This window comes from Mucilaginibacter aureus, from assembly GCF_053514885.1.
In genome coordinates this window covers 2,524,925-2,548,453 of sequence record NZ_CP170601.1, presented here as the reverse complement: position 1 = coordinate 2,548,453, position 23,529 = coordinate 2,524,925, and the positions used below count along the sequence as shown (strand labels likewise).

Below are 23,529 nucleotides of genomic sequence, written 5' to 3'. Positions count from 1 at the left end.
GAGGTCCTAAAATTTAATGTTGATACCGAAATTATATAGGCGGAGAACCGGATACCCTCCGGCGTAAGACTCTGGCGATAAGCCATCTAACTCCGATGAACTGCTTGTTGCTAAATTATACCCGTTGGCAAATAACCTCACGGTAGATAAGCGAAGTTTACCTATCCATGAAGCAGGCAAAGAGTAACCGATCTCGGCATTTTTTAACCTGAAGTAGTCTCCGCTTCTTGCCCAGTAAGATGATGACGCGTCATTGTTAGAGTTTGATCCGTAACTTAAGCGAGGGTAGGTGGCGGTAGCCGCTGTCTGAGGGGTCCACCTGTTGAGGTTTTGCTGATAAGCCTGTCCGGTACCGTTATTCTGGAAGGCCCAGTAACTGTTGCCGCTCAGGTAAACGTTCCGGTTTTGAACGCCCTGGAACAATACGCTCACATCAAATCCTTTCCAACTGAAGCCCAGGTTCACACCATAAAAAAACAATGGTTTGGTTGAACCGATAGCTGTTACGTCATTTTGGTTGATCACACCATCACCATTCAAATCCTGGTACTTAATGTCGCCGGGTTGCGGCTTATAGCCTACTATAGTGGCACTGCTGTTGATTTCGGCCTGGCTTTGAAATAAACCCTGTGCCACATAACCGTACGCCTGACCTACAGGCTGGCCGGTATGATACATCCAGGGGTATGGCTGAGATGGTTCATCAGCAAAAAGCACTTTACTACCTACGGTAGAGGCGTTAACAGAAACGAAAAACTGAACGTTATTGATATTTTGCTGCCATGCTACCTGCCCCTCCCATCCGAAATATCTGTTCTGACCTATATTTTCGTTCGGGTAATCGTTACCTAAGGTAGTGCTGTTTGATCCGCGTTGCATGGTCAGATCATAATATTTATTGTTAAAGTATTCAACAGTAAATGAAAGCCTGTTTTTTAGCGCCATACCAGACAAACCGATATTTAACTTGGCAGCTTTCTCAAAGGTGATATTGCCATTTGCCAATGTACCCTCGGTAATGGTTGTAACAGAACCGGCACCTGTGCCAAAATATTGGGCCGGGCCGTCAAAAAAGCGGGGGTAATAAATAAAATAACCCGGGCTATCCCACCCGTTTAAACCATAAGAAGCATATAATTTCAACTTATTAATGGCGCTAACCGGCTTCAGGAAGTCTTCTTTTTCCATGTTCCATCCCAAACCCACTGCCGGGAAGAAACCCATTTTGTAATTCCCGTCGGGCGGATACCGGTTTGAGCCGTTTAAACCAAATGTTGCTTCTGCAACATATTTCCCATCATAATTATAGGCAAAGCGACCGGAAGTGCCAAAAATAGTATAAGGCAAAGCCTGGGCGTCATTCGCGTCTGATGAATTATCCCTGTTTACCAGCAACTGCATATTGAGGCTATTTTTGCCGAACGTGCGGTCATAGCCCAGCGAAAATTCCTCATAATCCATTTTACCCTGGTAAGCAATTGAGTTTGAATTGCTCTGAGTGCCATTTGTACCGAACTGGCTATAGGTTGTACCGCTTTGCTGAAAAACCGCAAAACTTTTACTTCTCACGATATCCTCGGCAAGCGTAGAGTTGAAAGCCGCCCTGCCCTTCATCCATAAGCCCTGTAGCAAGTCGCCCAGATCCTGCTTTAGGTATAAATTGACAATAATATCCCTGAAATATCGCTGCCTGTAGCCGGAACCTATGGTTTGGGCAAGCAAATTGTTTTGGTAGAGTTGTGACCCTGCGAAAGAATTATTGGTATTTAACAAAGGGTATGCGTTGGCAGGCGTATTTAACAAATTGGAGATGATGGTACCTGTTGTAGCGCCAGGCTCGTTAGAGTTTTGGATCCGGCCCAACAGGTACAAACCGCCGGTTAATTTTTTAGTAATATTCAGATCAACATTTGAGCGAATTACGTAACTGGTGAAATTATTATTGGTATTATATTTATTGCTGTCAACCGTATTGAAAAATCCGGATTGGTTGACATTTTCCATTGAAACAAAATACCTGGCAGAGCGGTTTCCACCACTCGCGCTGAACGTATAACGGTTGAACAGCGAGCTATTTTTTGTAATGGCGTTCCTGTAATCAACATCAGGATAATTGATCGGATCCGTATGGTTCTTATAAGCATCCAGGGCCGCTTGTGAGTAATACAGGCCCGAACCGGTAGGAATCCCGTCATTACGCATGGCTTCATTGCGCAAAGTAGCATAGTCATACGCGTTTAAAGGTTTGGACCAGGTTAATGGTTGTTGAACGGCTGTTTGCGCGGTAAAAGAGATCTGTTGCTTTTTAATCCCTCCCTTTTTTGTGGTCACTACAATAGCGCCATGAGAACCTCTTACGCCAAGCATCGCGGTAGCGAGCGCGTCTTTCAAAACCGTTACCGATTCAATTTCTTCCAGATCAAACGCTGTAATGTTGGCAACTACCCCATCAATGATAATGATCGGGCTCTGGCCCCTTAAAGTTAGGGTAGCACCGTCCGCCCCGGGCAAGCCTGAAGTCTGCAGGGTATACAAACCCGCCAGTCTTCCGGTTAGCGCATTTCTAAAACTTGTAACCGGCGATTTGATCAGATCGCTATTATATACAGCACCATTTGAAGACAGCGCGAGATCTTGTGGTACGGTTTCATAAATCTGCTGTACCACAGAAGATCTGGCCAAAGGCATATTCATATTGTCCGTTTCCAGAGCAACCGCGAATACAGTTTCGGCTCCCAGTACGTATTTCAAACTTTTATAACCGGGTAAGCTGACAGCGATCGTATCTCCGCTGTTGGCCGTTATCTCGAAATTCCCCGATTTATCGGATCTCGTCTCCAGCTTTGTCCCAGTTACCCGGATGGAGGCATCGGCGAGTGGTTTATTCTGATCGTCTAAAACCGTTCCCTTGTATTCTGTATCCGCGACACGGTGAGATCGCTTCTTTACATTGTTGGGGATTTTGCCTGGTGGGGCAGCAACTGTCCCTATTGTATAACATACCAATAGGGATAGTAATGCAGATCTAAGCATTAACTTCATAATTTATAATTTATTGAGGTGTTGGTTTATTGGTTTGTCGTCGAACTGATTCAATTCTTTTAATGACAGCGCATTAAAAGCCTTTATTCGATTTTGAACAAAACAAAGTTAAATGCTGACCATCGGAAAAGAAGGGGACAAATCTACCAATGTAGAGGGGCTAATCATTACTTTAAGTTTAAACCCAAAATTCGAAAACTATTGTTTTGTTATTTAAATGCGATTTAACAAGCTATAAACAGGTGGTAAATTGATAAGCGCAGGCAAACAGTCAGCCGATCATTCAAAGAGGAAAGGCAATAAAACTGATAATGCGATTTTGGACGCTTTAGGATAAGCCATCTCATGAACCGGGCTAAAAGGCAAATAATAAAATAGCGCGCATTGCTATTTTGGTTTAATAGTTAAACGCGAAAAAAGCAACTCCTTCCCTCCGCCGGTCTCCTGATCAGGCGACGGCGGAGGAAGTAATCAACGTAAGTACATGGCTACCCTTTGATGTGCGTGTTATCCACATTTGTGATCCCAAACCGTTGTTGCAGAATGCCCAGGTGTTCCAGCCATTCAGCAGGTGGCGGCCCTGTAGGTGCCGGCGGAAAATCAAGCTGGTCAGCAGGCTTGCTCAATTCCATAAACATGGTTTCTAACCCCGCTGGCACCAGGTGGATCAGCACCTTAACAGTAGGGCTTAATACCCGGAAGGAGTGGGAAATCCCTTTTGGAATATGTAGAAATTCTCCCGCGCTGAGATGATACGTGTTACCGCCGGCGGTAAAGGACATCTCCCCTTCGAGCAGCTGAAAGGATTCGTCCTCGTAAGTGTGTGTATGGACTGGTGGTTCCATTCCCTGGCGCAGGTTAGCTTCGATCAGGCTGAATTGCCCGCCGGTATCGGCTGCCGTGGCCAAAAAGATCCAATAACCACCCATATAATAACGGGCACGGCTGAGCCGGTCTGATAATTGCTGTACGGTTCTGATATTTTCCATTGCATAAAGCTACGCTGCTTTTTTTTCGCGAATGTTGACTTCGATCAACAAATCAGCTCCGCACCAGCTTATTTTTGATACGGCTTAGCGTTTCGGTACGTACCCCCAGGTAGTTGGCTATGTAATGTTGTGGCACACGCAACAGCAGAGAAGGTCGCGTTTCCATGAGTTCGCGATAAAGCACTTCCGGCGATTCAGTCTTCAACCGGTTGGCGGCTTCCAGTAGCAAGGCATGGTCAGTTGGGTACTTTTTCAAAAAATAACGCTGATACCACGGAAATTGCGCCATGCCCCGGTCTACATTTTCGATAGTAATACCGAGTATTTCGCAGGGCTCAAGGGCATGAAGATATACGTTAGTGGGAGTTCTGCTTCGCATGCTACCAATTTGCCCGGCCCAGTTACCTTCTTCATTAAACAAAATGATCTGTTCCCGGCCGGACTCATCAAGCGTGTATTGCCGCAGGCAGCCTTTCAGTATAAATGGACTGTAACGCGGCACTTCTCCGCCGCGATAAAAATGTTCACCCTTGCCCAACCAGAGCGGAACGAGCAACTTCAGAAATTCCGGAAAGTCTTTATCCGGAACCTCTACATAAGACCGGAGGTGACATAAAAAAATACTGGTGTCCATGGGAGCGCTTAAGAGAATTAAATATAATTATCATTAGTTTCATAAGCAACTAAATTAGATATGCAATAACTACCGGGAAAGACAGTAGTGCATGAATAATGCCTTTTTCATCCCGGTAAGCAGCGATCTTCTGCCCGTACCTGGTTAGCCGCAATGGGCAAATCGGCCGCGTCTGTGCGTAAGTACCTGAACAAATAGCGTCAACTGCGTATTTCCCGGCGCATAAAAAAGAAATAGGCCAGGGCAAAACAGCTTACCGTTGCAGCAATTAATCCGCTGACCTGTGGCCACACGATCATGACGCTTTCTTTAAAAGGAAGCGGAGCAGGTATTGCGCCTGCCATCTGTTCCATGGTAACCGGGCCGAGGCTGCGCACAGAGGGCATTAACAGTGTGGTCACGGCGTCGGAATAAAGCTGATTAGGTGCTACGCGCAGCAAATTCAGGATCACATCGTTATAACCGATCACCTGTGCCTGGGTGAGGTAAGCAGGATCAGGCAGGAAGGATTTGACCACAAGGTTGATCACGATCGGATAAAATATCGTAAAGAACAGCCAGGAACCAATGGCGGTGAGTGCCGAAGTAGCTGCCTGCCTAAACACGATGGAAAGCATGATCGACAGGCTGAGCCAGAAAGCCACATAAGCTATAGTGATCAGGATAAAACCGAAGATCCGAAGCAGTTCTACGGGCTCCATGCGTACGCCGGTCAGGCACAACCCGCCGCCGATCATCAGTAACGCAAGGGCAAAAAACAACCCGCTGACGATGATGAGGGCGCTGATGAATTTTGCCAGCAGCAAATTATCGCGGTAGATCGGCTGCGCCATCAGGCGGGTCAACGTGCCATTGTTTTGCTCTGAATTGACCGCATCAAAACCCAAACTAATACCCAGCAATGGCGTCAAAAAACTCAGGAAGACATGAAATGGGGGTACCGAGTTATCGGTTGTCGTTAAGAGCTTCAGGTATAAGAACAGGTGATCCGGATCTTTCGTATTGGCGATCGCGGATTTGATGTTTGCCAATGAAACATACATCGATGCGATGAAAGTAAGCACGATGAGCGTAATGAGAATGCCGAAACGCCAGCTACGGATATGATCGGCTATTTCCTTGTGAATCATGACCCTGAAAGGTCCGCGCTCAGGAGACCGGCTTTTCATAGGATTCAAAATATTTTTGATAGATATCGTCCAGTCCATAATTTTTTTGGTTAACGCTGATCACGTCGTAACTCTTTTCAACGAGGAAACGGACAAGCGAAGCGGTGATGTCAAGTTTGCTTGTAAATTCGATTTCGTTTTCATGGATGCTGATCTCGCTGATGACTTCCCGGCTCGGGAGTTCAGCCTCCAGCGGCCAGGGCTGCCGGACGGGCCGTGCAACTTTAATGGAAGTGATATGGCTGTGGGTGCCGAATAACTGGCCCGACAGCCCCCCGATATCCCCCTGTGCCAATAATTTGCCGCCGACAAAGATCCCGACCCTGTCGCACACCTGCTGCACGTGATGTAAATGATGGGAAGAAAGCAAAACGGTAAGTCCTTGTTGTTTGCTCAGCTGTTTGATCAATGCTAAAAAATCCTTTACGCCAATAGGATCAATGCCCAACGTCGGCTCATCGAGGATAATGACGTCCGGATTTTTGATCAATACGTCGGCCAGGCCCAGCCGCTGTTTCATACCACGGGAGAAGGTTGATGCCTTTTTATGCTGATCTGCTGTAAGGCCTACAATTTCGAGCACCCCGGCCGCCCGTTTTTGAACCTCATTTTCGGGTATGCCGTTCAACCGGCCAATATAGACCAGGTTTTCAAGCGCGGTCATGTTGGCATAAAAACCAACGCTGTCGGGCATATAGCCTACTTTTTTCTTAACCTCAATGGGGCTGTTGGTGGCGTTATGCCCGCAAACAAAGGCTGTACCGGCAGTTGGGTCGGTAAGGCCCAGCATCATTAATATGGTGGTGGTTTTGCCTGCACCGTTGGGCCCTAATAAGCCGAAGATCTCGCCTTTATGGATATCAAGATTCAGGTCATCAACTGCTTTGACAGTGCCGTAATACTTGCTTAAACCCTTTAATTGTATAATAGGATCTTTCATTTGTAAAAACCGGAATGGATATTTTATCTTCTGCCATATTTACGAATGAGATAATAAACGATGCCGACGGCCAGCAGGATCACCAACACCCCGACCCAGCCGGAAAGCAGAGAAGTTTTCACCAGCAGCCGGAAAGCGATTTGCGAATTGGCGCTGCTGTTCGTCGCGGTAAAGGTGGCGCCGTAGTCACCGGCAATCGTTTTGTCCGGAACCTTTACCGTTGCCTTTACCTCGACCGATTTACCGGCTTCTAATTGCTTAACGCTGGCCGGTTCAAAACTCGATTCCCAACCAGAGGGCAGTTGTGCGGTAACCTGCAAATCATTCAACAGTAATGTCCCGGTGTTCCTGACAGTTAACTGGAGTTCTTTTTGACTTCCTGACGTTACATCGTCGCTCAATCTTCCGGTGGGTGTAGTCAGCACCATGCTATACGAGCCCTTGACCACAGCCTCCAGGTTCAGCAATAAGGTGTCTATGCCGGATACGGCTTTAACCGGAATAAGATATTTTCTTGGCGTTGCTGTAACTGCTGCATTGATCTCAACGGAGATATCCTGTGTTTTACCGGCATCCATATTGATGGAGGTGACCTGGCTACCGTCCACCTTGTAGGCGATCGTCCAGCCAAAAGGTATCTCTGCTTTTAATTCATAGATGTGCGAACTGGCCGATCCGTTATGCAGCGTGGTACTGTAACGGAAAGTTTCATTCGTGGCAGCTTGAATGTTCATCAGCTTGGCGGTGAAGCTGGATTTGACGGCAAGCTGCTGTGCTTGTAGAGCAAAAGCAGATGTAAGTAATAAAAGGAGACATGTAAAATTGCGCAATGCGCTCGGGCGGGTAATGGTAATGGTGGATAACATAATCTAATAACTAAAATCGGTAATGATAGCTTTCAAAAAATGCTTTCAGAATAATGGGTTTAATGATTAAAAATTGATGGTTCAAAGAAAAAAAACAGCCAAAAAATTTCAAATAGCTTTAACATTTTTTAACAATTGATGAGGCTGCCGCGTCAGGTATCGGAATGCGGTTATCGAAAGCTCAGGTTCGGCCCTGCCGGTTGTTGCAGTGATTATGAACCGGTTTCCCCTGCTTTCGATTCCTGGTATTCGATCAAGCCGTTCACCAACTGCTGCCATTGCCCGCCCGATAACCCTATCCGTGCCGCCAGCGCGATAGCAGTATTGCGTATCTTATCATGCAGGTCGACAGACCCGTTGTTAGGTATTTCGTTGCGGCCGTGCACCCCGGCACTCACGGTCCGGCCGTCCCTTCGGACGATGAAGGTACTGGTAGATATCTCGTCGTAAAAATGCGCGATCTCCGATGTAACCCTTCTGGGATCGGCGCAAGGTCTGACGGTCATCAACACGTATTCTTCGGCCGTGTGAGCGCCCCCTTCGGACGCCAGCCGTTCCACCAGTACCCATTCCACGCCGCTACCTGCATCGGGTCCGGGGCCAGGCAGATCGATACTGATAAAGAACCCTTCCTCAGCCATAACCTCCAGTTCATCGCCCTGGTTATTGCACAGCGTAAATTTCGCTGAGCCTGCACCGGCATAATCATGCCAGTTATTGACCGAAAGCATCCGACCGGCCGCTATATGGAAGGCCTGGTGGGCCGCTCCCAGCGTATCATACTGCTGTTCGCAAGTAAAATCCGTCTGCCCGCCGGTCTGCTGCGGCGGCAATAGTTCAAGCGCTGTTTTCATACAGAAACAACAGGGCAAGGCCCCGCTTGTTTGCTTAAGAACAAAGTTAGCTTCCCGTTCGTTATCTGCTTAAAGTCATGACGCAAAGTACCTTACTTAACGATCTGTTTCCGAACAGCGGTATGCCGGAAAACCTGGTGGATTATCGGCCAGGTGTATTTTCCACCGAAGAAAGCAGCCAGCTCATGGCGCATTTGATCAGGGAGGTACCATGGCAGCAAACATCCCAATTGCTTTATGGCAAGGAAGTACTCACGCCACGCCTGACGGCCTGGTACGGAGACCCGAAAGTGGATTATTCGTTAAGCGGTAAGGGCATGAGACCCTTGCCCTGGACAGCAGACCTGCTGATAATCAAAGACCGGATCGAACCGTTTTCCGGCACGAAGTTCGACAGCGTGCTGCTCAACTATTATCGCGACGGCAATGATTCGGTGAGCTGGCATACCGATAACGACGGCGTGCCAGGCAAGAACTGGATCGTTGCTTCTGTCAGCTTCGGGCAGGCCCGCAGCTTTGAGTTCCGCATGCGGGATGAGCATTCGGTCAAATATGCGGTCGAACTGGAAAATGGTTCTTACCTGCTGATGAAAGGCGGTTTCCAGGAGAAATGGCAGCACCGCGTACCCAAATCAAAGCAGCCGATGCAACCCCGCATCAACCTGACCTTTCGCGTATTACGCCGCGTCTGATTGCAAGGCCGATTTTTCACAGCTGACCCGCCCAATCGTCATCACGATCACGCCCCAGAACAAGCGAAACGAACCACAATAAAAAGCCGCCCAGTACTATTTCTTTGTGGCTGGCAGGCACCGTATGTTGTTTCCCCGCCAGGTAGAGGGTCGCGTCGATCAATAGCAAACCGAAAAGCAGCGAAAACAGCAGCGATCCATAAAAACCGATCTTTTCCTTCATGGCATCTCCTCCAGATTTTTTAAGCGAAAGACCTCCCGCGCAATCAGCTTGCAATTTTCGCCCAGCTCCTCCAGCGTGCAGCATATCGTTTTGATTTTCACCGGCAGTTCGTTCACCGTTTCCATCAGGTCGATGTGCAGCAGGCAACTTGCTTTGATATCCGCACTTCCTTTCAACTGCGCGAAAAGCCCGTAAGCCGCATCCCGGTCATCGCCGAAGGCATACTGCCCGTAATCCACAAAACCCCGCGGGGTCTTCAAACTCAATAAGATATAAAATTGCGTTTCCATCGCCCTCAAATTCAAAGAGCCCCTGCAATGCAGGAGCCCTTCTGGTTAAAAAACTATTATGACACTTATTTGATCTCGATCTGGCGGTGCACCGCTTTAGCTTCTTCGCGTTTAGCGATATCAATGCGGAGGATACCGTCGCTGTACGCAGCTTCAATTTGGGCATGGTCGGCGCTGTCAGGCAGGGTAAAAGAGCGCACAAAGGAACTATAGCTGTATTCACGTTTGCTGTAGTTCTTTTGGTTGTCTTCGTGGTCAGCGCTTTGTTCCACCGAAATGGTCAGCTGATTGCGTTCCAGGTTCAGTTTAAAGTCTTCTTTCTTTAGCCCCGGGGCCGCCAGCTCCACATGATAGTTGTTCTCGCTTTCGCTGATGTTCACCGCGGGAACGCGGGTGATCATGCGGTCGCTGAAAAAAGTGTCGTTAAAGATCGAATCGAAAACATCATTAAAGCCTGGCATTAATGTGTTGTTACGGTTGTTATTGAATTTAACTAAGGTCATAGCCTTCTCTTTTAAAAGTTGAACAATTATTTAATTAAACTAACGAAAGCCCAACAAGCGCTGTGCCAACATCTTGCGACGGAAAAATTTGCAGTTCCCGGCTGAAAAAATTTCAGTGGCCTTGTCAATTTTTCAGTAGCGCAATCAAATTAAGCCCCTATTTGTTAGCTTGAAAAAGGAGGAATGATGCCCTGGTACAACGGAGATTACCCGCCATCTTATAAAAACCAGCCGCCCAGGTTAAGGGCCAAGGCCGTGGAGATCGCCAACGAGATCATTCAGGAAAGCGGCGAAGAAGGGATCGCGATCGCCACCGGCCTGAAAAAGGCGCGGGAATACATGAAAGCTCATCCGGAAGAAGCGGATACGGATAACGGGGCGGACGCATGAACTGGCAGATCGGCTGTTCGGGCCTTCCAGTACCGCCATTGGAAAGGCGCCTTTTACCCGGAGGTACTGGCGCAAAAGCACCGGTTCGAATTCTATGCGTTTATCGGGATTCAAATACTCCGATATAATCCGACTCGGACAGCAGTTTTTTTTCAAAAAAGTTTAATAGGGCTCAATAAATACGCCGAATTTGCGCGTCGAAAGTGTAGTGGATGAGAACAATGACACCAAGATTTAAGCGCCCAAACATTCAATAAAGTTCAATAGGATGCAAGAAAAAGTGCAAGAGGGTAGTCCCATCATAAAAAAAGGCCTTACGTACGTTCGTAAAGCCTTGATTTTCAAGTGGAGAATATCGGAGTCGAACCGATGACCTCTTGCATGCCATGCAAGCGCTCTAGCCAGCTGAGCTAATCCCCCGTTGCGGGTGGCAAAAGTAACAAAAAAGTTTTTCCGTACAAATTATTGTTTAACAAATACCTTATATGCTTTACAATTGGCTATAAAACAGCAAAGCCTCCTGATGGGCAGGAGGCTTTTACTAACCAATTATAAACCTAAATTATGAGAAGACTTTTTAATCATCAACATTACTGTTGATTTGATAGTGTAAAAGTAACACGAATATTTATACCTTGCAAATTTTATTTGTAATAAAACTGTCACAAACAAAACAATTTAATAAATAGTCTACCACTTTGGTATGATTTTAACAAAAATTTTAACAAAAATTTAACATTTCAAAAACCGAAACTTTACAGGATTTTTAAAAGATGCATCATACTAAAGCTAATTTTAAGACACAAAATCGTTTAATAAGACTAAGCAAAATCATTATCGTTACAAAATTTGGTAATTTAGCGGCGCTATGAAAAACAAACCTACCATACTTGTTGTAAACGACGACGGCATTACTGCTCCGGGCATAAAAGCATTAATGGATACCATGATGGATATTGGCCATGTAGTGGTTGTAGCGCCTGATAGTCCGCAATCGGGTATGGGGCATGCGATTACCATTGGTAAGCCATTACGGTTAGATAGGGTTGATATTTACGAGGGTATAGAAATGTATCGCTGCAGCGGCACACCGGTTGATTGTGTAAAGCTGGCGGTTACTAAAATATTTAAAGGCAAAAAGCCGGATCTCTGCGTATCGGGCATTAATCATGGTTTAAATAATGCGATCAATGTGTTGTACTCGGGTACTATGTCGGCAGCGGTTGAGGGTGCTATCGAAAGTATTCCGTCCATCGGTTTTTCGCTTGATGATTATGGGCTTAACGCCGATTTTAGCCATTGCTTAAAATTTGTTAAAGCCATTGCCATGCAAGTACTGCAAAACGGCTTACCTGCAGGTACGTTGTTAAATGTAAACTTCCCTAACACAAAGGATATTAAAGGTGTTAAAATATGCCGCCAGGCCAATGCCAAATGGGCCGAAGAGTTTGATGAGCGGCTCGACCCTTACAAACGCCATTACTACTGGCTTACCGGCGTGTTAGAAAACAACGACAAAGGTGAAGATACCGACATCTGGGCGCTGGAACATAACTATGCGTCGGTAGTGCCTGTACAGTTCGACCTTACCGCGCATCACGCCATACCGGTTTTAAACAGCTGGACCTTTAACGTTTAGTTTTACTGGTGTAAAAATTATTGGTAATGATAGAAAGCGGCACGCCTATCATGACTATTAAAATCAGGATATTGATAACCGTTTGAGGGATATGCATATGGCTGTGCGGTATTTTGGTAAACGGCACCACAATAAGGTTCATTAGCAACCAGATAAACAAACCGTACATTACTCCTAATAAAATATTGTTTTGGGTAATGCCGCCTAAACGAGGGTACAAAAAGAAGTACAGCGCTGTAAAAAAGTAGGCAATACAATAATGCATCAGCAAGCCTATGATCACCATATCGGTGCCGCCGGTAATGGCAGCAGCCCCAAACAAGGCCGAAGCGATATACTTTAGCACCCTAGTCGGCCCCACATCAAACGAAACATAAGCATTGGCAAATGCTGCCAAAATATCTAATGTACCTACCAATAACCCGCACCATAAAACGGTAACGGCTACGCTTGCTTTACTTTTGGGGGCTGCCATAAAATTACTCTTTAACGTTATTCAGTGTAAAATCAATTCCGCCGGGGTTACCGGTAAACTTACAGATCACCGGGAAATCGGGGTTGTTAATTACCCATATCTCTACCTTGCCATTGGCCGATACGGCATGAAAGGTATCCACATCCTTACCACTTAGCTGGAAAGGGGTAGCAGCCGGCTTAACGCTAAATTTCACCTTATTCATGGTAAACTCCTGTGTTTTTACCATATCGCTAAACGCGGCTTTCGATATAAACATAATGGTTTCGTTATCGCTGAATTTGGTATCTGCATCCGGAGCGGGTTCTTCCAAACGCATCTTCGTTCCACTTTCTAAAGCTTTTGCCGGAATAATAAAGCTACCTGTACCGATCCCCGGCAAGGTCCACTTCATTTTCATTGGATCGTTTAACGAAATAATATTGAGGGCAAACTGCACTTGTTGCCCGGTTGCAGTAAGCAACACATTATAATTAAATATACTACCCACACCAATTTTGGGAGTTGTGTTTTGCGCGATGGCAATGTGAGTAACAATAAAAGCAATAACCAGTAGTACAAATTTCTTCATATGCTAAATGTAATTATAATTCTATAAATACAAGTGGCACTGTAAAAAATCTGCAGCTACCGGTTTTTGCTATTGCTTATTTAATATAATCCAGTTCGAGGTCTACACCGGCTGTGCCGTTTTTTGTTTTGCAGATCAACGGAAAATCGGGGTTGTTCAATATCCAAAGCTCGGTTTTGCCGTTTACCGCCTGGGCATGTACAACATCCAGTTGTTTATTGTTGATTTTGATGTCTGATAACTGATCTTTACTCAGTACATATTTCACATCGCCAAATTCCATTTCGCGTTTTTGGGTAATATCCTTAAAAGCATTTTTAGAAATAAACGCCAGGGTTTCGCTATCTGAAAGTTCAACGCTCGAATTAGGCTCAGGCGATTCGAGGTGCATGCCTGTGCCGCTTTGCAGGCTTTTATTGCTCATCAGATAATTACCCGAACCATAATCCTCAACCCGCCATTTCATTTTCAGTGAGTCGGTTGTAGTGCTCAGCGTAAGCGAAAACGCAACGGCCTGATCTTTCATCGAGATAGTGTAGCCCATCTCGGTTCCGGTTTTAATTTGCGGAACAAATTTTTGTGCCGATACTGCCTGGCAGGTCAGCAAAAACAAGGTAAATCCGTAAATCTTTTTCATGCCCCGAAAGTAGGTTCGGGGTGTTAAGGCTAAATTAACAAAAGATTGTCTTTCGATACTGTTGAAAAACAACCTAAATGTTAATAAATCAGCAACTTACTGAATACTCACCAGGTTAAGATCGGTACCGTCGGCGTTGTTTTTGGTACGGCATATCAACGGAAAATCGGGATTATTCAACACCCAAATCTCGCCTTTACCATTGGTGGCAACGGCATGTATCACATCAAGCGGCTGGTTGTTGAGTTTAATATTGGCAGTATCTGCCGGTACTGCGGCATATTTAATGTCGTTATATTCAAAACCCTGATTTTTTACCAGGTTAGTAAAAGCCGCTTTAGATATACAGGCGATGGTTTTATAATCGGGTAGCTTGGTTAGCACATCAGGTTCGGGCGCTTTAAAATCCATGCCTTTACCGCTCTCTAATGCCTTGGCCGACATTTCGTACGATCCTGATCCGTAACCATCTATACTCCAGTCCATTTTAGTGGGATTGCCGATGCTGGTAAAAGTTAACACCATTGGCAGGCTTTGCCCATCGCTGCTGTATATGTAATTAATAATGCTGTTCACTTTTAGTTTAGGAACTATTTTTTGTGCGAATACCGTAGTACCAAGTGCTACTGCGAGTATAATTAATGTGATCTTTTTCATTTTAAGGGTTGGTTAGTTTGCCTGTTTCAATTATAATCAATTAGACTGCCAAAGGTTTAATTGGTTGAGCATGTAACCGAATTGTTATTTCTTTAGCAAGAGAATCAATTAAAATACAAATCATTACACCAAATACACGTTTGTAAATTTGGTTTGCGCAATGTACAACAGGCCACGCTGTTATGCAACCATAAAAAATGATTGCCTGATAGCGACCACTGGTAAAATATTTTACATTTTTGTTTCGCGATGAGCAATACACAAAACCATAAACTATGCGGTACTACCTGGTAGCAGGCGAAGCTTCGGGCGACCTGCATGGCGCCAACCTGATGAAGGCGCTGAAAGAGCTGGATGAGCAAGCCGATTTCCGCTATTTTGGTGGCGATTTGATGCAGGCCGAAGGCGGCAGGCTGGTAAAGCATTATGCCGATATGGCTTTTATGGGCTTTGTTGAAGTGGTGGCCAATTTGCCAACCATACTCAACAACATGAAAGCCTGTAAGCAGGATATCGCAGACTACAAACCTGACGTACTCATCCTGATCGATTTCCCGGGATTTAACCTTAAGATAGCTGAGTTTGCTAAGAAACAAGGCATTAAAGTTTGCTATTACATATCGCCCAAAGTATGGGCCTGGAACCAAAAACGCGTATTGAAAATAAAGCGCGTGGTTGATCACATGTTCTGTATTCTGCCATTCGAGGTTGATTTTTATAAAAAGTGGGATATGGATGTGGATTACGTAGGTAACCCACTTTTAGATGCCGTAGCCGCGTTTACACCCGACCCTAACTTTGTTGCCAATAGCTTATTGCCCAATAAACCTATTGTAGCCTTACTACCCGGCAGCCGTAAACAGGAAATTAATTATCTGCTGCCGCTGATGGTAGCCATTGCCAAACAATTTCCGGCTTATCAGTTTGTAATCGCGGGCGCGCCCTCTTTCAATATTGCCTTTTACAACCAGTTTTTTACCGATGGCCCCCCATTGCCGGTAATGTTTAGCAATACTTATAATTTATTGAGCAACGCACGGGCAGCCATTGTTGCATCGGGCACAGCCACCTTAGAGAGTGCTTTATTTAACGTACCGCAGGTAGTGGTTTACAAAGGCAATCCCATAACCATCGGCATAGCGCGGGTATTGATCAAAATAGGCTTTATATCGCTGGTCAATTTAATTATGGACCGCCTTGTGGTTAAAGAACTGATACAGGGCGATTATAACGAGACCAACGTAAAAACCGAATTGGATATGCTGCTGCACGATACTACTTATCGCAATACCATGCTTAAAAATTACGATGAGCTTGATGTTAGGATGGGCCAGCCCGGGGCATCGGCAAAAGCCGCTGCTTTAATTGTAAAATACATCACAAAAAAATAAGCCCCGGTTTTTAGGCCGGAGCTTGTTTTTCATAGGTAGATGTAGAATAATAGGTAGATGTAGAATATATGATGGTCAGACTATCGATAGTTTGGCAGTCCGTTGGATGCTGTTTAATATTTTACTTTTAGCAGCTTTAACCGCTTTCAGGTCGTTCATTAAAAGTGTTTTCAATTCGTTATCAAAACGATCTATCATTTCGGTTATCGGGGTTGATTTAATAATAGTCATGGTTAGTGTGTTTTAAGGTTATCTATTGATCAGTGTTTTTGTTTCTCTATTTCTTCGCTATCAGTCAGGTTTTCGTTCCTTCTTTTCGCCTCTTCAAACTGACGCTCAATTTGCTCTTTCTCTCTTTCGTCTGATGGTGCCTCGGGGTTAGCCGGGTTTTCCCATTTCTGGTCTCCATCATTAACGGGTACGCTTTTTTTAACAGTCTCCATTTTGTATCCTTTCGCAGATACTCTTGCCAATTAAATGCCAATCATCGCGAAAGCATATTTATTTTTTTTGACTCATTTACGTACAAAGGGTTTAAAGCGTTTTTTTGAGCCATTAAATAAATTAGCTGCGATTGGGCTGTCCAAAAAACAGTGCGTAAAAAACTACACATTGTCGGCGGGAGTAGTCAACCCAACGTTCTTATCGTGCGCAATACTGTGGCTAAGCAAATGGATGAGCAGGGCCAGCACCGAAAACGATATCCCCATTACACAAACGCCTGTCCATTGGTAATCGTTCCATAACAAACTGGCTATATAAGTACCAAAAGCACCCCCTAAAAAGTACGATACCATATATACCGTATTCAGTCGGTTACGTGCTTCGGGCCGCAAACCAAAGATCATGATCTGGTTGCTGATATGGGTTGACTGTACGCCCATATCCAGCAAAATAACACCGATAATTAAACCGATCAAGCTATGGCTCGACAAGCCGAAGATGATAAACGACAACACCACCAGCGATACCGCCAGCGTAATAACATGGTGCGGGTTCATTTTATCGCTGATGCGCCCCATAGCCGACGCGCCTAATGCGCCAAAAACACCTACCAGACCAAACATGCCTGCCATCTGGCTGCTGCCGTTAAACTGCGGCTGCTTGAGTAAAAAGGTAAGGGTTGTCCAAAACGCGCCAAAGCACGCAAAACACAAAGCCCCGCGAATGGCTGCTAAGCGCAGCTTAGGCTCTTCTTTAATAAGAGTAACTAACGATCGCATCAGTGTACTGTAGTTCCCTTTATATTGCGGCTCAATTTCGGGCAGCATAAAAAAAAGCAGCGCCCATATCACCAGCATTAACCCGCCAGCTATCAAAAACATGCCCCGCCAGCCAAAATGGAAACCTATAAAACCACTCACCGTTCGCGAAAGCAAAATACCGATGAGCAGGCCGCTCATTACCACCCCTACCTTCTTACCGCGCTCATGCGGCTCGGCCAGATGTGCCGTCATGGGTACCAGCATTTGCGGTATGGTGGATGATGCCCCGATCAAAAAGCTGGCTATCATGAGTATGCTGATAGTTGGCGAAAATGCGGCCAGCAGCAAAGCCAATACGATGAAGATAAAATCAACCATCATCAGCTTTTTGCGCTTTTTCATATCGGCCATAGGCACAATGAGCAGCATACCGGTTGCGTAGCCCATCTGCGTCAGCATCGATACCAGTTGGGCCTTGTCTTCGCTAATGTGAAACGTAGCCGATATCTGCCCCAGTAAAGGCTGATTGTAGTATAAATTGGCTACTACCAAACCGGTGGCAATGGTCATTACCCAAAGGGTTATCCCGGTTAGTTTTGGATGGCTGATGTGTGTAGCGGTAGTCATATCGGCTGCAAATAACCGTAATTTGGCAGTACAAACCTTTTATGTAATTACATTTTGACGCTGTGCGGATATATCGCATGATAATGGTTACATTTAACTACCAATTGTGGCAGGGTATTAGCTAACACAACATCAAACCCAAAGATTTATGAACCCTAATGAAGATCAGAAAGATAAAAGCTCGCTTTTTGAGCGCATGAGCACGGCCATTATTAACTTTAGCGCAACCAGCGCCATGTTTGGTATTGCCATGGCTTTAATCATTATATGGCTGGTTACGGGGCCGGTATTCGGTTACTCCAATACCTGGCTGCTTATCGTTAACACCGGCACATCCATCATTACCTTTTTAATGGTGTTTTTGATCCAGCGATCGCAAAATAAAGAATCGATAGCCGTTCAGCTCAAGCTAAATGAACTGATAGCTGCCAACAATTCGGCAAGTAACCGGCTGTTGAACATACAGGATCTGAGCGAAACCGAACTGAATACCCTTTACGAGCATTACCGCAAACTGGTGGAGCTAACCCAACAAGCGCCATCAAACACCCAAAGCCACTCGGTTGAAGAAGCTATTACCATCAACGAAGAGCTGGATGCAGCGAAGAGAATGGAAGAAGAAACTGAAGCAAATAAAAAAGCAGACCATGACAGGCAATAGGCTATAAAATAAGATCATACCGTACCTGTTGTTATAGTTTATGGCAATGGTTATATTTAAAACTTGTTACCCGTTGTAGTATACCCAATAACCATTTTATGCTCAGAAGAAACTTTATCAAAGCAGGCTCGCTGGCGGGCTTAACATTAACCTCGGTTTTAGCCGCCTCTTGCAATACCGCGCCACTTCCTGCCAAACAGGAGAATAACTCATCTGATACTGCTGCCAATGGCGATTTTGAACTCGACGAAGTTACTATTGCCATTTTGCAGGATAAAATGAAAAGCGGCGAATACACCGCCCGATCCATTGCCGAACGTTATTTAAAACGCATACACGCTATTGACCAAAACGGCCCAAAACTCAATGCCGTTATCGAAGTAAACCCTGATGCTTTGGCTATTGCCGATAAGCTGGACCGTGAACGTAAACAGGGGAAACTGCGCGGGCCAATGCACGGCATACCTGTTTTGGTTAAAGATAATATCAACACCGGCGACAAGATGATGACCACCGCCGGCGCGCTTGCGCTTAAAGGTAACCATGCCAAACAAGATGCTTTTATCATCAAACAACTGCGCGCGGCAGGTGCGGTTATCTTAGGGAAAACCAACTTAAGCGAATGGGCAAACTTCCGTTCGAGCCGCTCAACCAGCGCCTGGAGCAGCCGCGGGGCGCAAACCAAAATGCCTTATTTGTTAGATCGTAACCCCAGCGGTTCAAGTTCGGGCACCGGCTCGGGCATAGCTGCTAACCTGTGCGCGGTAGGTATCGGCACCGAAACCGATGGCTCTATCGTATCACCGTCATCCGTAAGCGGATTGGTGGGTATTAAACCGACTGTTGGTTTGCTTAGCCGTTCGGGTATCATTCCCATTTCCAAAACTCAGGATACCGCCGGGCCAATGGCCCGCACCGTTGCCGATGCCGCTACCTTATTAAGTGCTTTAACAGGCATTGACGCCGATGATCCGGCTACAGCCAATAGCAAACCGGGTATTGATTATACTACCTTTTTGAGTATTAACGGCTTGAAAGGTAAACGCATCGGTTTGGAAAAATCGTTCCTTAAAGGTGCTAACGAAGATGTGGTGGCCCTGCTAAAACAAGCCATAGACGTTATAAAGGCCCAGGGCGCAACCGTTGTTGAGGTTGATCTGCTCGACAAACTGAAAGACGCCGGCAAAGCCGAATTTACTGTGCTGGTTTACGAATTTAAGGATGGCCTGAACAAATACCTCGCAACTTCCACCAATAATATAAAGAACATAAAGGATGTTGTAGAATTCAACAAGCAGAATGCCGACAAAACCATGCCTTATTTTAAGCAGGAAACTTTGGAGCTTGCCCTAACCAAAGGAGGCCTGGATAGTAAAGAGTACCTGGATGCTTTAAAGATCAGCCGTGACGGCACCCGCAAGGCTATCGATGACATCATGAAGGCAAACAACCTTGATGCCATTTGCGGCACCACCAACGGCCTGGCCTGTACTATCGATCTGGCCAACGGCGATTACGATACCGGTTTCTCGTTCTCCTCGCCTGCCGCTATGGCGGGTTACCCGCATATTACAGTACCTATGGGCGCCGTACACCATTTACCCATAGGTTTTTCTTTCACAGGTAAAGCATACAGCGAAGGCGAACTCATCAAAATGGCTTATGCCTTTGAGCAGGCCACCCAACACCGTAAAAAGCCGGAGTTTATTAAGGATTTGCTTGGGTAGTTGTTGGTTATTGAGTTATTAAGTATATTAGGTTATTGAGTTATTAGGAATGGGCAATATTCATCTTCAATAACTCAGTACACTCAATAACCTAATAACTCAATAAACAATAACTAACTTAAAAGAAATTAAATTAATCAAAACATTATATTTATCCTTCGGTTGTTCATAGTATAAACAAAAATAACTACTATGGAAACCAAGGAAGCAACAGTTGATATTCTAAACGATCTGGTCCGGATCAACAACGACCGTATCGCGGGATACGAGCGGGCGATAAAAGAGGTGACGGATGAAAACTCCGACCTGAGGGAAGTCTTCAGCAGGTTTATTACCGACAGCCATCAATGTAAAATGGAGCTTGGTACCGAAATACAAGCCCTGGGCGATGATATGGACACCGACAGCACCACCAGCGGCAAAATTTACCGCGCCTGGATGGATGTTAAGGCCGTATTTAGCGGACACGACCGTAAAGCCATTTTAGAGAACTGCGAGTTTGGCGAAGACGCCGCTCAAAAAGCTTACAAAGAAGCATTGAACGATGATGAACTGCCATCGTTTTTGCGCGAAACAATTACCCGCCAAAAAATGCGCCTAAGGGCTGCACACGACGAAATTAAAGCTATGCGCGATGTAGCATAATTAGGGGAAGTGGATTAAATGGCCGTCTGTTAGCTCATGACAGACGGCTTTTTTATATCCGCCATCCATTAAATTAAAACGGATCAATATTGAATAATGAATTTCGAACGTCCAATATCAATTTGACTTCGTTATTCGAAATTGAACATTCGGTGTTCGGTATTAAAATCTCTTAACTAATGGCCTTAGGCTAACTACCTCCTCCGTTGTCCATTACCACCACCTATATTTATCCCAAACCTAAAGCCCTGCGTTTGGTGGGCGGTATTATCCCACGACCAGGCGTACATAGCCCGAAAGCCGAACCACTCAACACCCACGCCCAGCTCGCTATAAGATTTTAGCGCCGGTGTGGCCAGGTAATTAAAATCAACTATTTCCTGCAATTTAGCTTTGCGTATCAGCGGTATCTTATTGAGGATAAAGCCCGAAAAGTTGTGCTCCAGGTGCCCTTCAAAATACTCATCGCTGGTGCTGTATTTATATGGATCCAACAGTAAAAGCTTATTCAATCCGGGCTCATATTGCTGAATACTGGTACCGTTAAATTGCTTATAATCGGTATAGTACAGGCTGTTGGTATTTAAAAACTTACCTGCACCGATATAAAACGAGGTATTACCATACAGCCCCATTGATATATCGGCCTTGGTGATGTTCATTGCCAGCAGGTCATAATCCACATCCGAGCCAAACAAGCCCTTTATGCCCTTTACATAGCTTACACCGATACGCGGATATTTCGAAGGGTAATAATAGCGGCCTGTTGGGTGTGTTTCGTAAGTATTGCTAAAATCGTAACTGGTGTTGAGCTGCAATTTAAAGGCTCTGCTATTGGCAAACAAAGGCGCATTACTAAATGGCTCAAACGGATTATTCGAGGTATACTGTCTGTCGCCCTTGTTGTAAAACGAGTAGTTGGACCTGTTATCGAGCCATTGCCTGTTAGATGCTTCGGCGCCTATACTCGCCAGCCAGCCACCCACTATCCTATGCGAAAGCGATACCTGGGCAAATTGCTTATCGTAAAATTTCTCATAGTTCCAGCGCGAAAACAAGCTGTACTCCATATTGTCGCTTTTGCCGAACGGAATAAGGTTATTCATATCCAGCACATCGCTGCCCACATTAAAACCTAAGTTAAATTGGTCTATTGGGATATTACCGTTTACACTGCCATGTACTTTTTGGCTGGCAAACCCATAACGCACTTTACCGCGCAGAAACAGGTATTTGTTATTCAGGCTGTCTATCTGTTTGGCATAGGTGGCATCATAATCTAAGACAAAACCCTCAACAGTATTAAAGTTAAGGGCGCCCAATACCGAGCTTAAATGAAAATAGGTCTTTTTATAACGGTTGCGGTAGTTATAACCATCAGTGATCAAAAAGCTAAAAGGTTTAAAGCGATTATTTTTTTTATCCAGCGAGTCGAGGTATGGTTTCGATTCGCGCTTGGCGGCCAAAACCTCTTTCTTTTTATAGTCTGTAATTTCCTCGGTGGTTAAAGGTATCGGGCGCTCGTTTGCCCAATAAGCAGAGTCCTTTTTATTTACGCCTTTGGTAATACGCAGCACTTCGTTAAACAGCTTTTTATCAACCACGGGTGCAATATCATAGTCTTTGTATATCGATATAAAGTACCCGCCAAACTTAAAGCCGAACACACCACCCACAAAATCAAACCTGATGGACGATGGCATCCATACATCCTTCCCGATAGGTAAAAACTGCTGGTTTATTTTTAGCGTATCCACAAAATTGAGGTTTGCCTTTTTGGTTACAAACAAATCCAAACTGTAAATACGCCAGCTATCCTCAATAATATAAATGTAGCCGCTAAAAGCCGAGTCGTAATCGCGGCGAGGGATAACCTTTATTTTATTAATGGTTTCGCCATTTTCAACCGTAGTACCCACCAGCACGTAACGGTAATAAAGCATGGCGTTATTCGCTATTGGCGATATGAACGGCCGGTTACTCAAACCATCCCAGTTTTGAATACTCTGGTAAAAGTTCACCTTCATATCCGACGCCCGGTTAAAACTGAACGCCCGGTTGCTGCCCGATACTTTCGACGAGATCATTTCTTCGTGCACCTTATCGGGCCGCTCAAACGTATATTTCGACTGCGACTCTGACAAATAAATAATGCCCGTGCGGTTACTGTCCAAACCCATTTCTTTGGCTGCCGACTGGAAATCACGCCCCATAAACTTTTTAGGCGCGGCCAGCAGCTTTTGCATGCCCTTAATATAAACCTCGCAGCTATAGGCGTTAACCTGTTTTAAATAATAGTCGCGCTTTTTTATGGCCTTGCGGATAATGTCATAAGCCGGGTCTTCGCCGCCAATATTTACCGCTTTTAACTGGTATGCTTCGGTATGCAATACCACGTTAAGTACTTGGTCGGCTTTAACATCAACCCTGCGGCTTTCCTGCCTATAACCTATAGCTTTAAACAAAACCTCGTAAGTACCGGGTGCAACCTGCAAAGTGTATTTGCCTTCACCATTGGCCGATGTGCCCTTAGTAGTATTACGGATGTACACGCTGGCAAAAGGTACGGCAGCCCCTTTATCATCGGTTATGCCGCCGCTAATAGTTACGCTTTGCGCAAATGTTTTAAAGTTTAATAAAAGCCCTATAATAACAAGGCTATATTTCAAACAGGTTGCCGGGTATACTTTTTTCAAGATAAG

At 45.3% G+C, this 23,529-nt stretch carries 25 protein-coding genes and 1 tRNA gene; 7 read left to right on the top strand and 19 right to left on the bottom strand.

Translation table 11 applies throughout. From position 1 onward, the window contains the following. Window positions 1-6 precede the first annotated feature (6 nt). The 7 genes from ACFGVR_RS10910 to ACFGVR_RS10880 all read right to left on the bottom strand — a co-directional run bounded on the left by ACFGVR_RS10910 (window position 7) and on the right by ACFGVR_RS10880 (window position 8,494). Window positions 7-3,042, bottom strand: a complete 3,036-nt coding sequence (locus tag ACFGVR_RS10910; RefSeq protein ID WP_448702854.1) for a SusC/RagA family TonB-linked outer membrane protein — start codon at window positions 3,040-3,042, stop codon at window positions 7-9. Between the two features lie 488 nt (window positions 3,043-3,530). Next, window positions 3,531-4,031, bottom strand: coding sequence for a cupin domain-containing protein (locus tag ACFGVR_RS10905; RefSeq protein ID WP_448702853.1), 501 nt, complete (start codon window positions 4,029-4,031; stop codon window positions 3,531-3,533). A gap of 52 nt (window positions 4,032-4,083) precedes the next feature. Continuing rightward, window positions 4,084-4,665, bottom strand: coding sequence for a Crp/Fnr family transcriptional regulator (locus tag ACFGVR_RS10900; protein WP_448702852.1), 582 nt, complete (start codon window positions 4,663-4,665; stop codon window positions 4,084-4,086). 200 nt (window positions 4,666-4,865) lie between these two features. Further along, window positions 4,866-5,873, bottom strand: a complete 1,008-nt coding sequence (locus tag ACFGVR_RS10895; RefSeq protein WP_448702851.1) for an ABC transporter permease — start codon at window positions 5,871-5,873, stop codon at window positions 4,866-4,868. Next, complete coding sequence (locus tag ACFGVR_RS10890; protein WP_448702850.1) at window positions 5,815-6,774, bottom strand: ABC transporter ATP-binding protein; 960 nt, start codon at window positions 6,772-6,774, stop codon at window positions 5,815-5,817. The genes ACFGVR_RS10895 and ACFGVR_RS10890 overlap by 59 nt, the downstream gene beginning before the upstream one ends. A 23-nt stretch (window positions 6,775-6,797) precedes the next feature. Continuing rightward, window positions 6,798-7,640 carry a COG1470 family protein gene (locus tag ACFGVR_RS10885; RefSeq protein ID WP_448702849.1) on the bottom strand — a complete coding sequence of 281 codons (843 nt, stop codon included), beginning with the start codon at window positions 7,638-7,640 and terminating at the stop codon, window positions 6,798-6,800. A gap of 212 nt (window positions 7,641-7,852) precedes the next feature. Next, entirely contained in the window at window positions 7,853-8,494 is a 642-nt protein-coding gene (locus tag ACFGVR_RS10880) for a hypothetical protein (protein ID WP_448702848.1), read from the bottom strand. A gap of 77 nt (window positions 8,495-8,571) precedes the next feature. Here ACFGVR_RS10880 and ACFGVR_RS10875 point away from each other — a divergent pair, with 77 nt between their 5' ends. Further along, the gene (locus ACFGVR_RS10875) at window positions 8,572-9,186 is read left to right on the top strand and encodes an alpha-ketoglutarate-dependent dioxygenase AlkB family protein (protein WP_448702847.1); all 615 of its coding nucleotides are present in this window, start codon (window positions 8,572-8,574) and stop codon (window positions 9,184-9,186) included. Window positions 9,187-9,202: 16 nt separating this feature from the next. Here ACFGVR_RS10875 and ACFGVR_RS10870 read toward each other — a convergent pair whose 3' ends face one another. From ACFGVR_RS10870 to ACFGVR_RS10860, 3 genes are all read right to left on the bottom strand, one after another. Next, complete coding sequence (locus ACFGVR_RS10870; RefSeq protein WP_448702846.1) at window positions 9,203-9,409, bottom strand: hypothetical protein; 207 nt, start codon at window positions 9,407-9,409, stop codon at window positions 9,203-9,205. Then, window positions 9,406-9,699 carry a hypothetical protein gene (locus ACFGVR_RS10865; protein WP_448702845.1) on the bottom strand — a complete coding sequence of 98 codons (294 nt, stop codon included), beginning with the start codon at window positions 9,697-9,699 and terminating at the stop codon, window positions 9,406-9,408. Before ACFGVR_RS10865 ends, ACFGVR_RS10870 begins: the two co-directional genes overlap by 4 nt. A gap of 65 nt (window positions 9,700-9,764) precedes the next feature. Next, window positions 9,765-10,202 carry an Hsp20/alpha crystallin family protein gene (locus ACFGVR_RS10860; RefSeq protein ID WP_448702844.1) on the bottom strand — a complete coding sequence of 146 codons (438 nt, stop codon included), beginning with the start codon at window positions 10,200-10,202 and terminating at the stop codon, window positions 9,765-9,767. A 183-nt stretch (window positions 10,203-10,385) separates the two neighbouring features. Between ACFGVR_RS10860 and ACFGVR_RS10855 the strand changes: the two genes are divergently transcribed. Next, window positions 10,386-10,592 (top strand): hypothetical protein, encoded by a 207-nt coding sequence (locus ACFGVR_RS10855; RefSeq protein ID WP_448702843.1) that lies wholly within the window; start codon window positions 10,386-10,388, stop codon window positions 10,590-10,592. Window positions 10,593-10,938: 346 nt separating this feature from the next. On the opposite strand, the gene ACFGVR_RS10850 is transcribed toward ACFGVR_RS10855, so the two are convergent. Next, window positions 10,939-11,012: transfer RNA gene (locus ACFGVR_RS10850), tRNA-Ala, on the bottom strand. 448 nt (window positions 11,013-11,460) lie between these two features. Between ACFGVR_RS10850 and surE the strand changes: the two genes are divergently transcribed. Then, a complete protein-coding gene (surE, locus tag ACFGVR_RS10845) occupies window positions 11,461-12,231 on the top strand; it encodes a 5'/3'-nucleotidase SurE (protein WP_448702842.1) in 771 nt (256 codons plus the stop codon). On the opposite strand, the gene ACFGVR_RS10840 is transcribed toward surE, so the two are convergent. The 4 genes from ACFGVR_RS10840 to ACFGVR_RS10825 all read right to left on the bottom strand — a co-directional run bounded on the left by ACFGVR_RS10840 (window position 12,221) and on the right by ACFGVR_RS10825 (window position 14,571). After that, window positions 12,221-12,706: a hypothetical protein gene (locus ACFGVR_RS10840; protein ID WP_448702841.1), complete on the bottom strand. Its 486-nt coding sequence runs from the start codon at window positions 12,704-12,706 to the stop codon at window positions 12,221-12,223. The two genes, surE and ACFGVR_RS10840, sit on opposite strands and share 11 nt — an antisense overlap. 4 nt (window positions 12,707-12,710) lie before the next feature. Then, window positions 12,711-13,277 carry a hypothetical protein gene (locus tag ACFGVR_RS10835; protein WP_448702840.1) on the bottom strand — a complete coding sequence of 189 codons (567 nt, stop codon included), beginning with the start codon at window positions 13,275-13,277 and terminating at the stop codon, window positions 12,711-12,713. Between the two features lie 76 nt (window positions 13,278-13,353). Further along, window positions 13,354-13,914 (bottom strand): hypothetical protein, encoded by a 561-nt coding sequence (locus tag ACFGVR_RS10830; protein ID WP_448702839.1) that lies wholly within the window; start codon window positions 13,912-13,914, stop codon window positions 13,354-13,356. A gap of 96 nt (window positions 13,915-14,010) precedes the next feature. After that, complete coding sequence (locus ACFGVR_RS10825; RefSeq protein WP_448702838.1) at window positions 14,011-14,571, bottom strand: hypothetical protein; 561 nt, start codon at window positions 14,569-14,571, stop codon at window positions 14,011-14,013. Between the two features lie 275 nt (window positions 14,572-14,846). On the opposite strand from ACFGVR_RS10825, the gene lpxB reads away from it, so the two are divergent. Then, window positions 14,847-15,962 (top strand): lipid-A-disaccharide synthase, encoded by a 1,116-nt coding sequence (gene lpxB / locus ACFGVR_RS10820; RefSeq protein ID WP_448702837.1) that lies wholly within the window; start codon window positions 14,847-14,849, stop codon window positions 15,960-15,962. Between the two features lie 75 nt (window positions 15,963-16,037). On the opposite strand, the gene ACFGVR_RS10815 is transcribed toward lpxB, so the two are convergent. From ACFGVR_RS10815 to ACFGVR_RS10805, 3 genes are all read right to left on the bottom strand, one after another. Then, on the bottom strand, window positions 16,038-16,193 hold the full coding sequence (locus tag ACFGVR_RS10815; RefSeq protein WP_448702836.1) for a hypothetical protein: 156 nt from the start codon (window positions 16,191-16,193) through the stop codon (window positions 16,038-16,040). Between the two features lie 29 nt (window positions 16,194-16,222). Then, a complete protein-coding gene (locus ACFGVR_RS10810; RefSeq protein ID WP_448702835.1) occupies window positions 16,223-16,405 on the bottom strand; it encodes a hypothetical protein in 183 nt (60 codons plus the stop codon). 162 nt (window positions 16,406-16,567) lie between these two features. Next, complete coding sequence (locus ACFGVR_RS10805) at window positions 16,568-17,794, bottom strand: MFS transporter (protein ID WP_448702834.1); 1,227 nt, start codon at window positions 17,792-17,794, stop codon at window positions 16,568-16,570. Between the two features lie 148 nt (window positions 17,795-17,942). On the opposite strand from ACFGVR_RS10805, the gene ACFGVR_RS10800 reads away from it, so the two are divergent. The 3 genes from ACFGVR_RS10800 (at window position 17,943) to ACFGVR_RS10790 (ending at window position 20,827) form a co-directional block, all read left to right on the top strand. Then, window positions 17,943-18,455 (top strand): low affinity iron permease family protein, encoded by a 513-nt coding sequence (locus ACFGVR_RS10800; RefSeq protein WP_448702833.1) that lies wholly within the window; start codon window positions 17,943-17,945, stop codon window positions 18,453-18,455. Window positions 18,456-18,553: 98 nt separating this feature from the next. Further along, window positions 18,554-20,182 (top strand): amidase, encoded by a 1,629-nt coding sequence (locus tag ACFGVR_RS10795; protein WP_448702832.1) that lies wholly within the window; start codon window positions 18,554-18,556, stop codon window positions 20,180-20,182. A 192-nt stretch (window positions 20,183-20,374) separates the two neighbouring features. After that, window positions 20,375-20,827, top strand: a complete 453-nt coding sequence (locus tag ACFGVR_RS10790; protein WP_448702831.1) for a PA2169 family four-helix-bundle protein — start codon at window positions 20,375-20,377, stop codon at window positions 20,825-20,827. A gap of 194 nt (window positions 20,828-21,021) precedes the next feature. Here the strand turns inward: ACFGVR_RS10790 and ACFGVR_RS10785 are convergent, their stop codons facing one another. After that, window positions 21,022-23,523, bottom strand: coding sequence for a DUF5686 and carboxypeptidase regulatory-like domain-containing protein (locus ACFGVR_RS10785; protein WP_448702830.1), 2,502 nt, complete (start codon window positions 23,521-23,523; stop codon window positions 21,022-21,024). Window positions 23,524-23,529 lie beyond the last annotated feature (6 nt).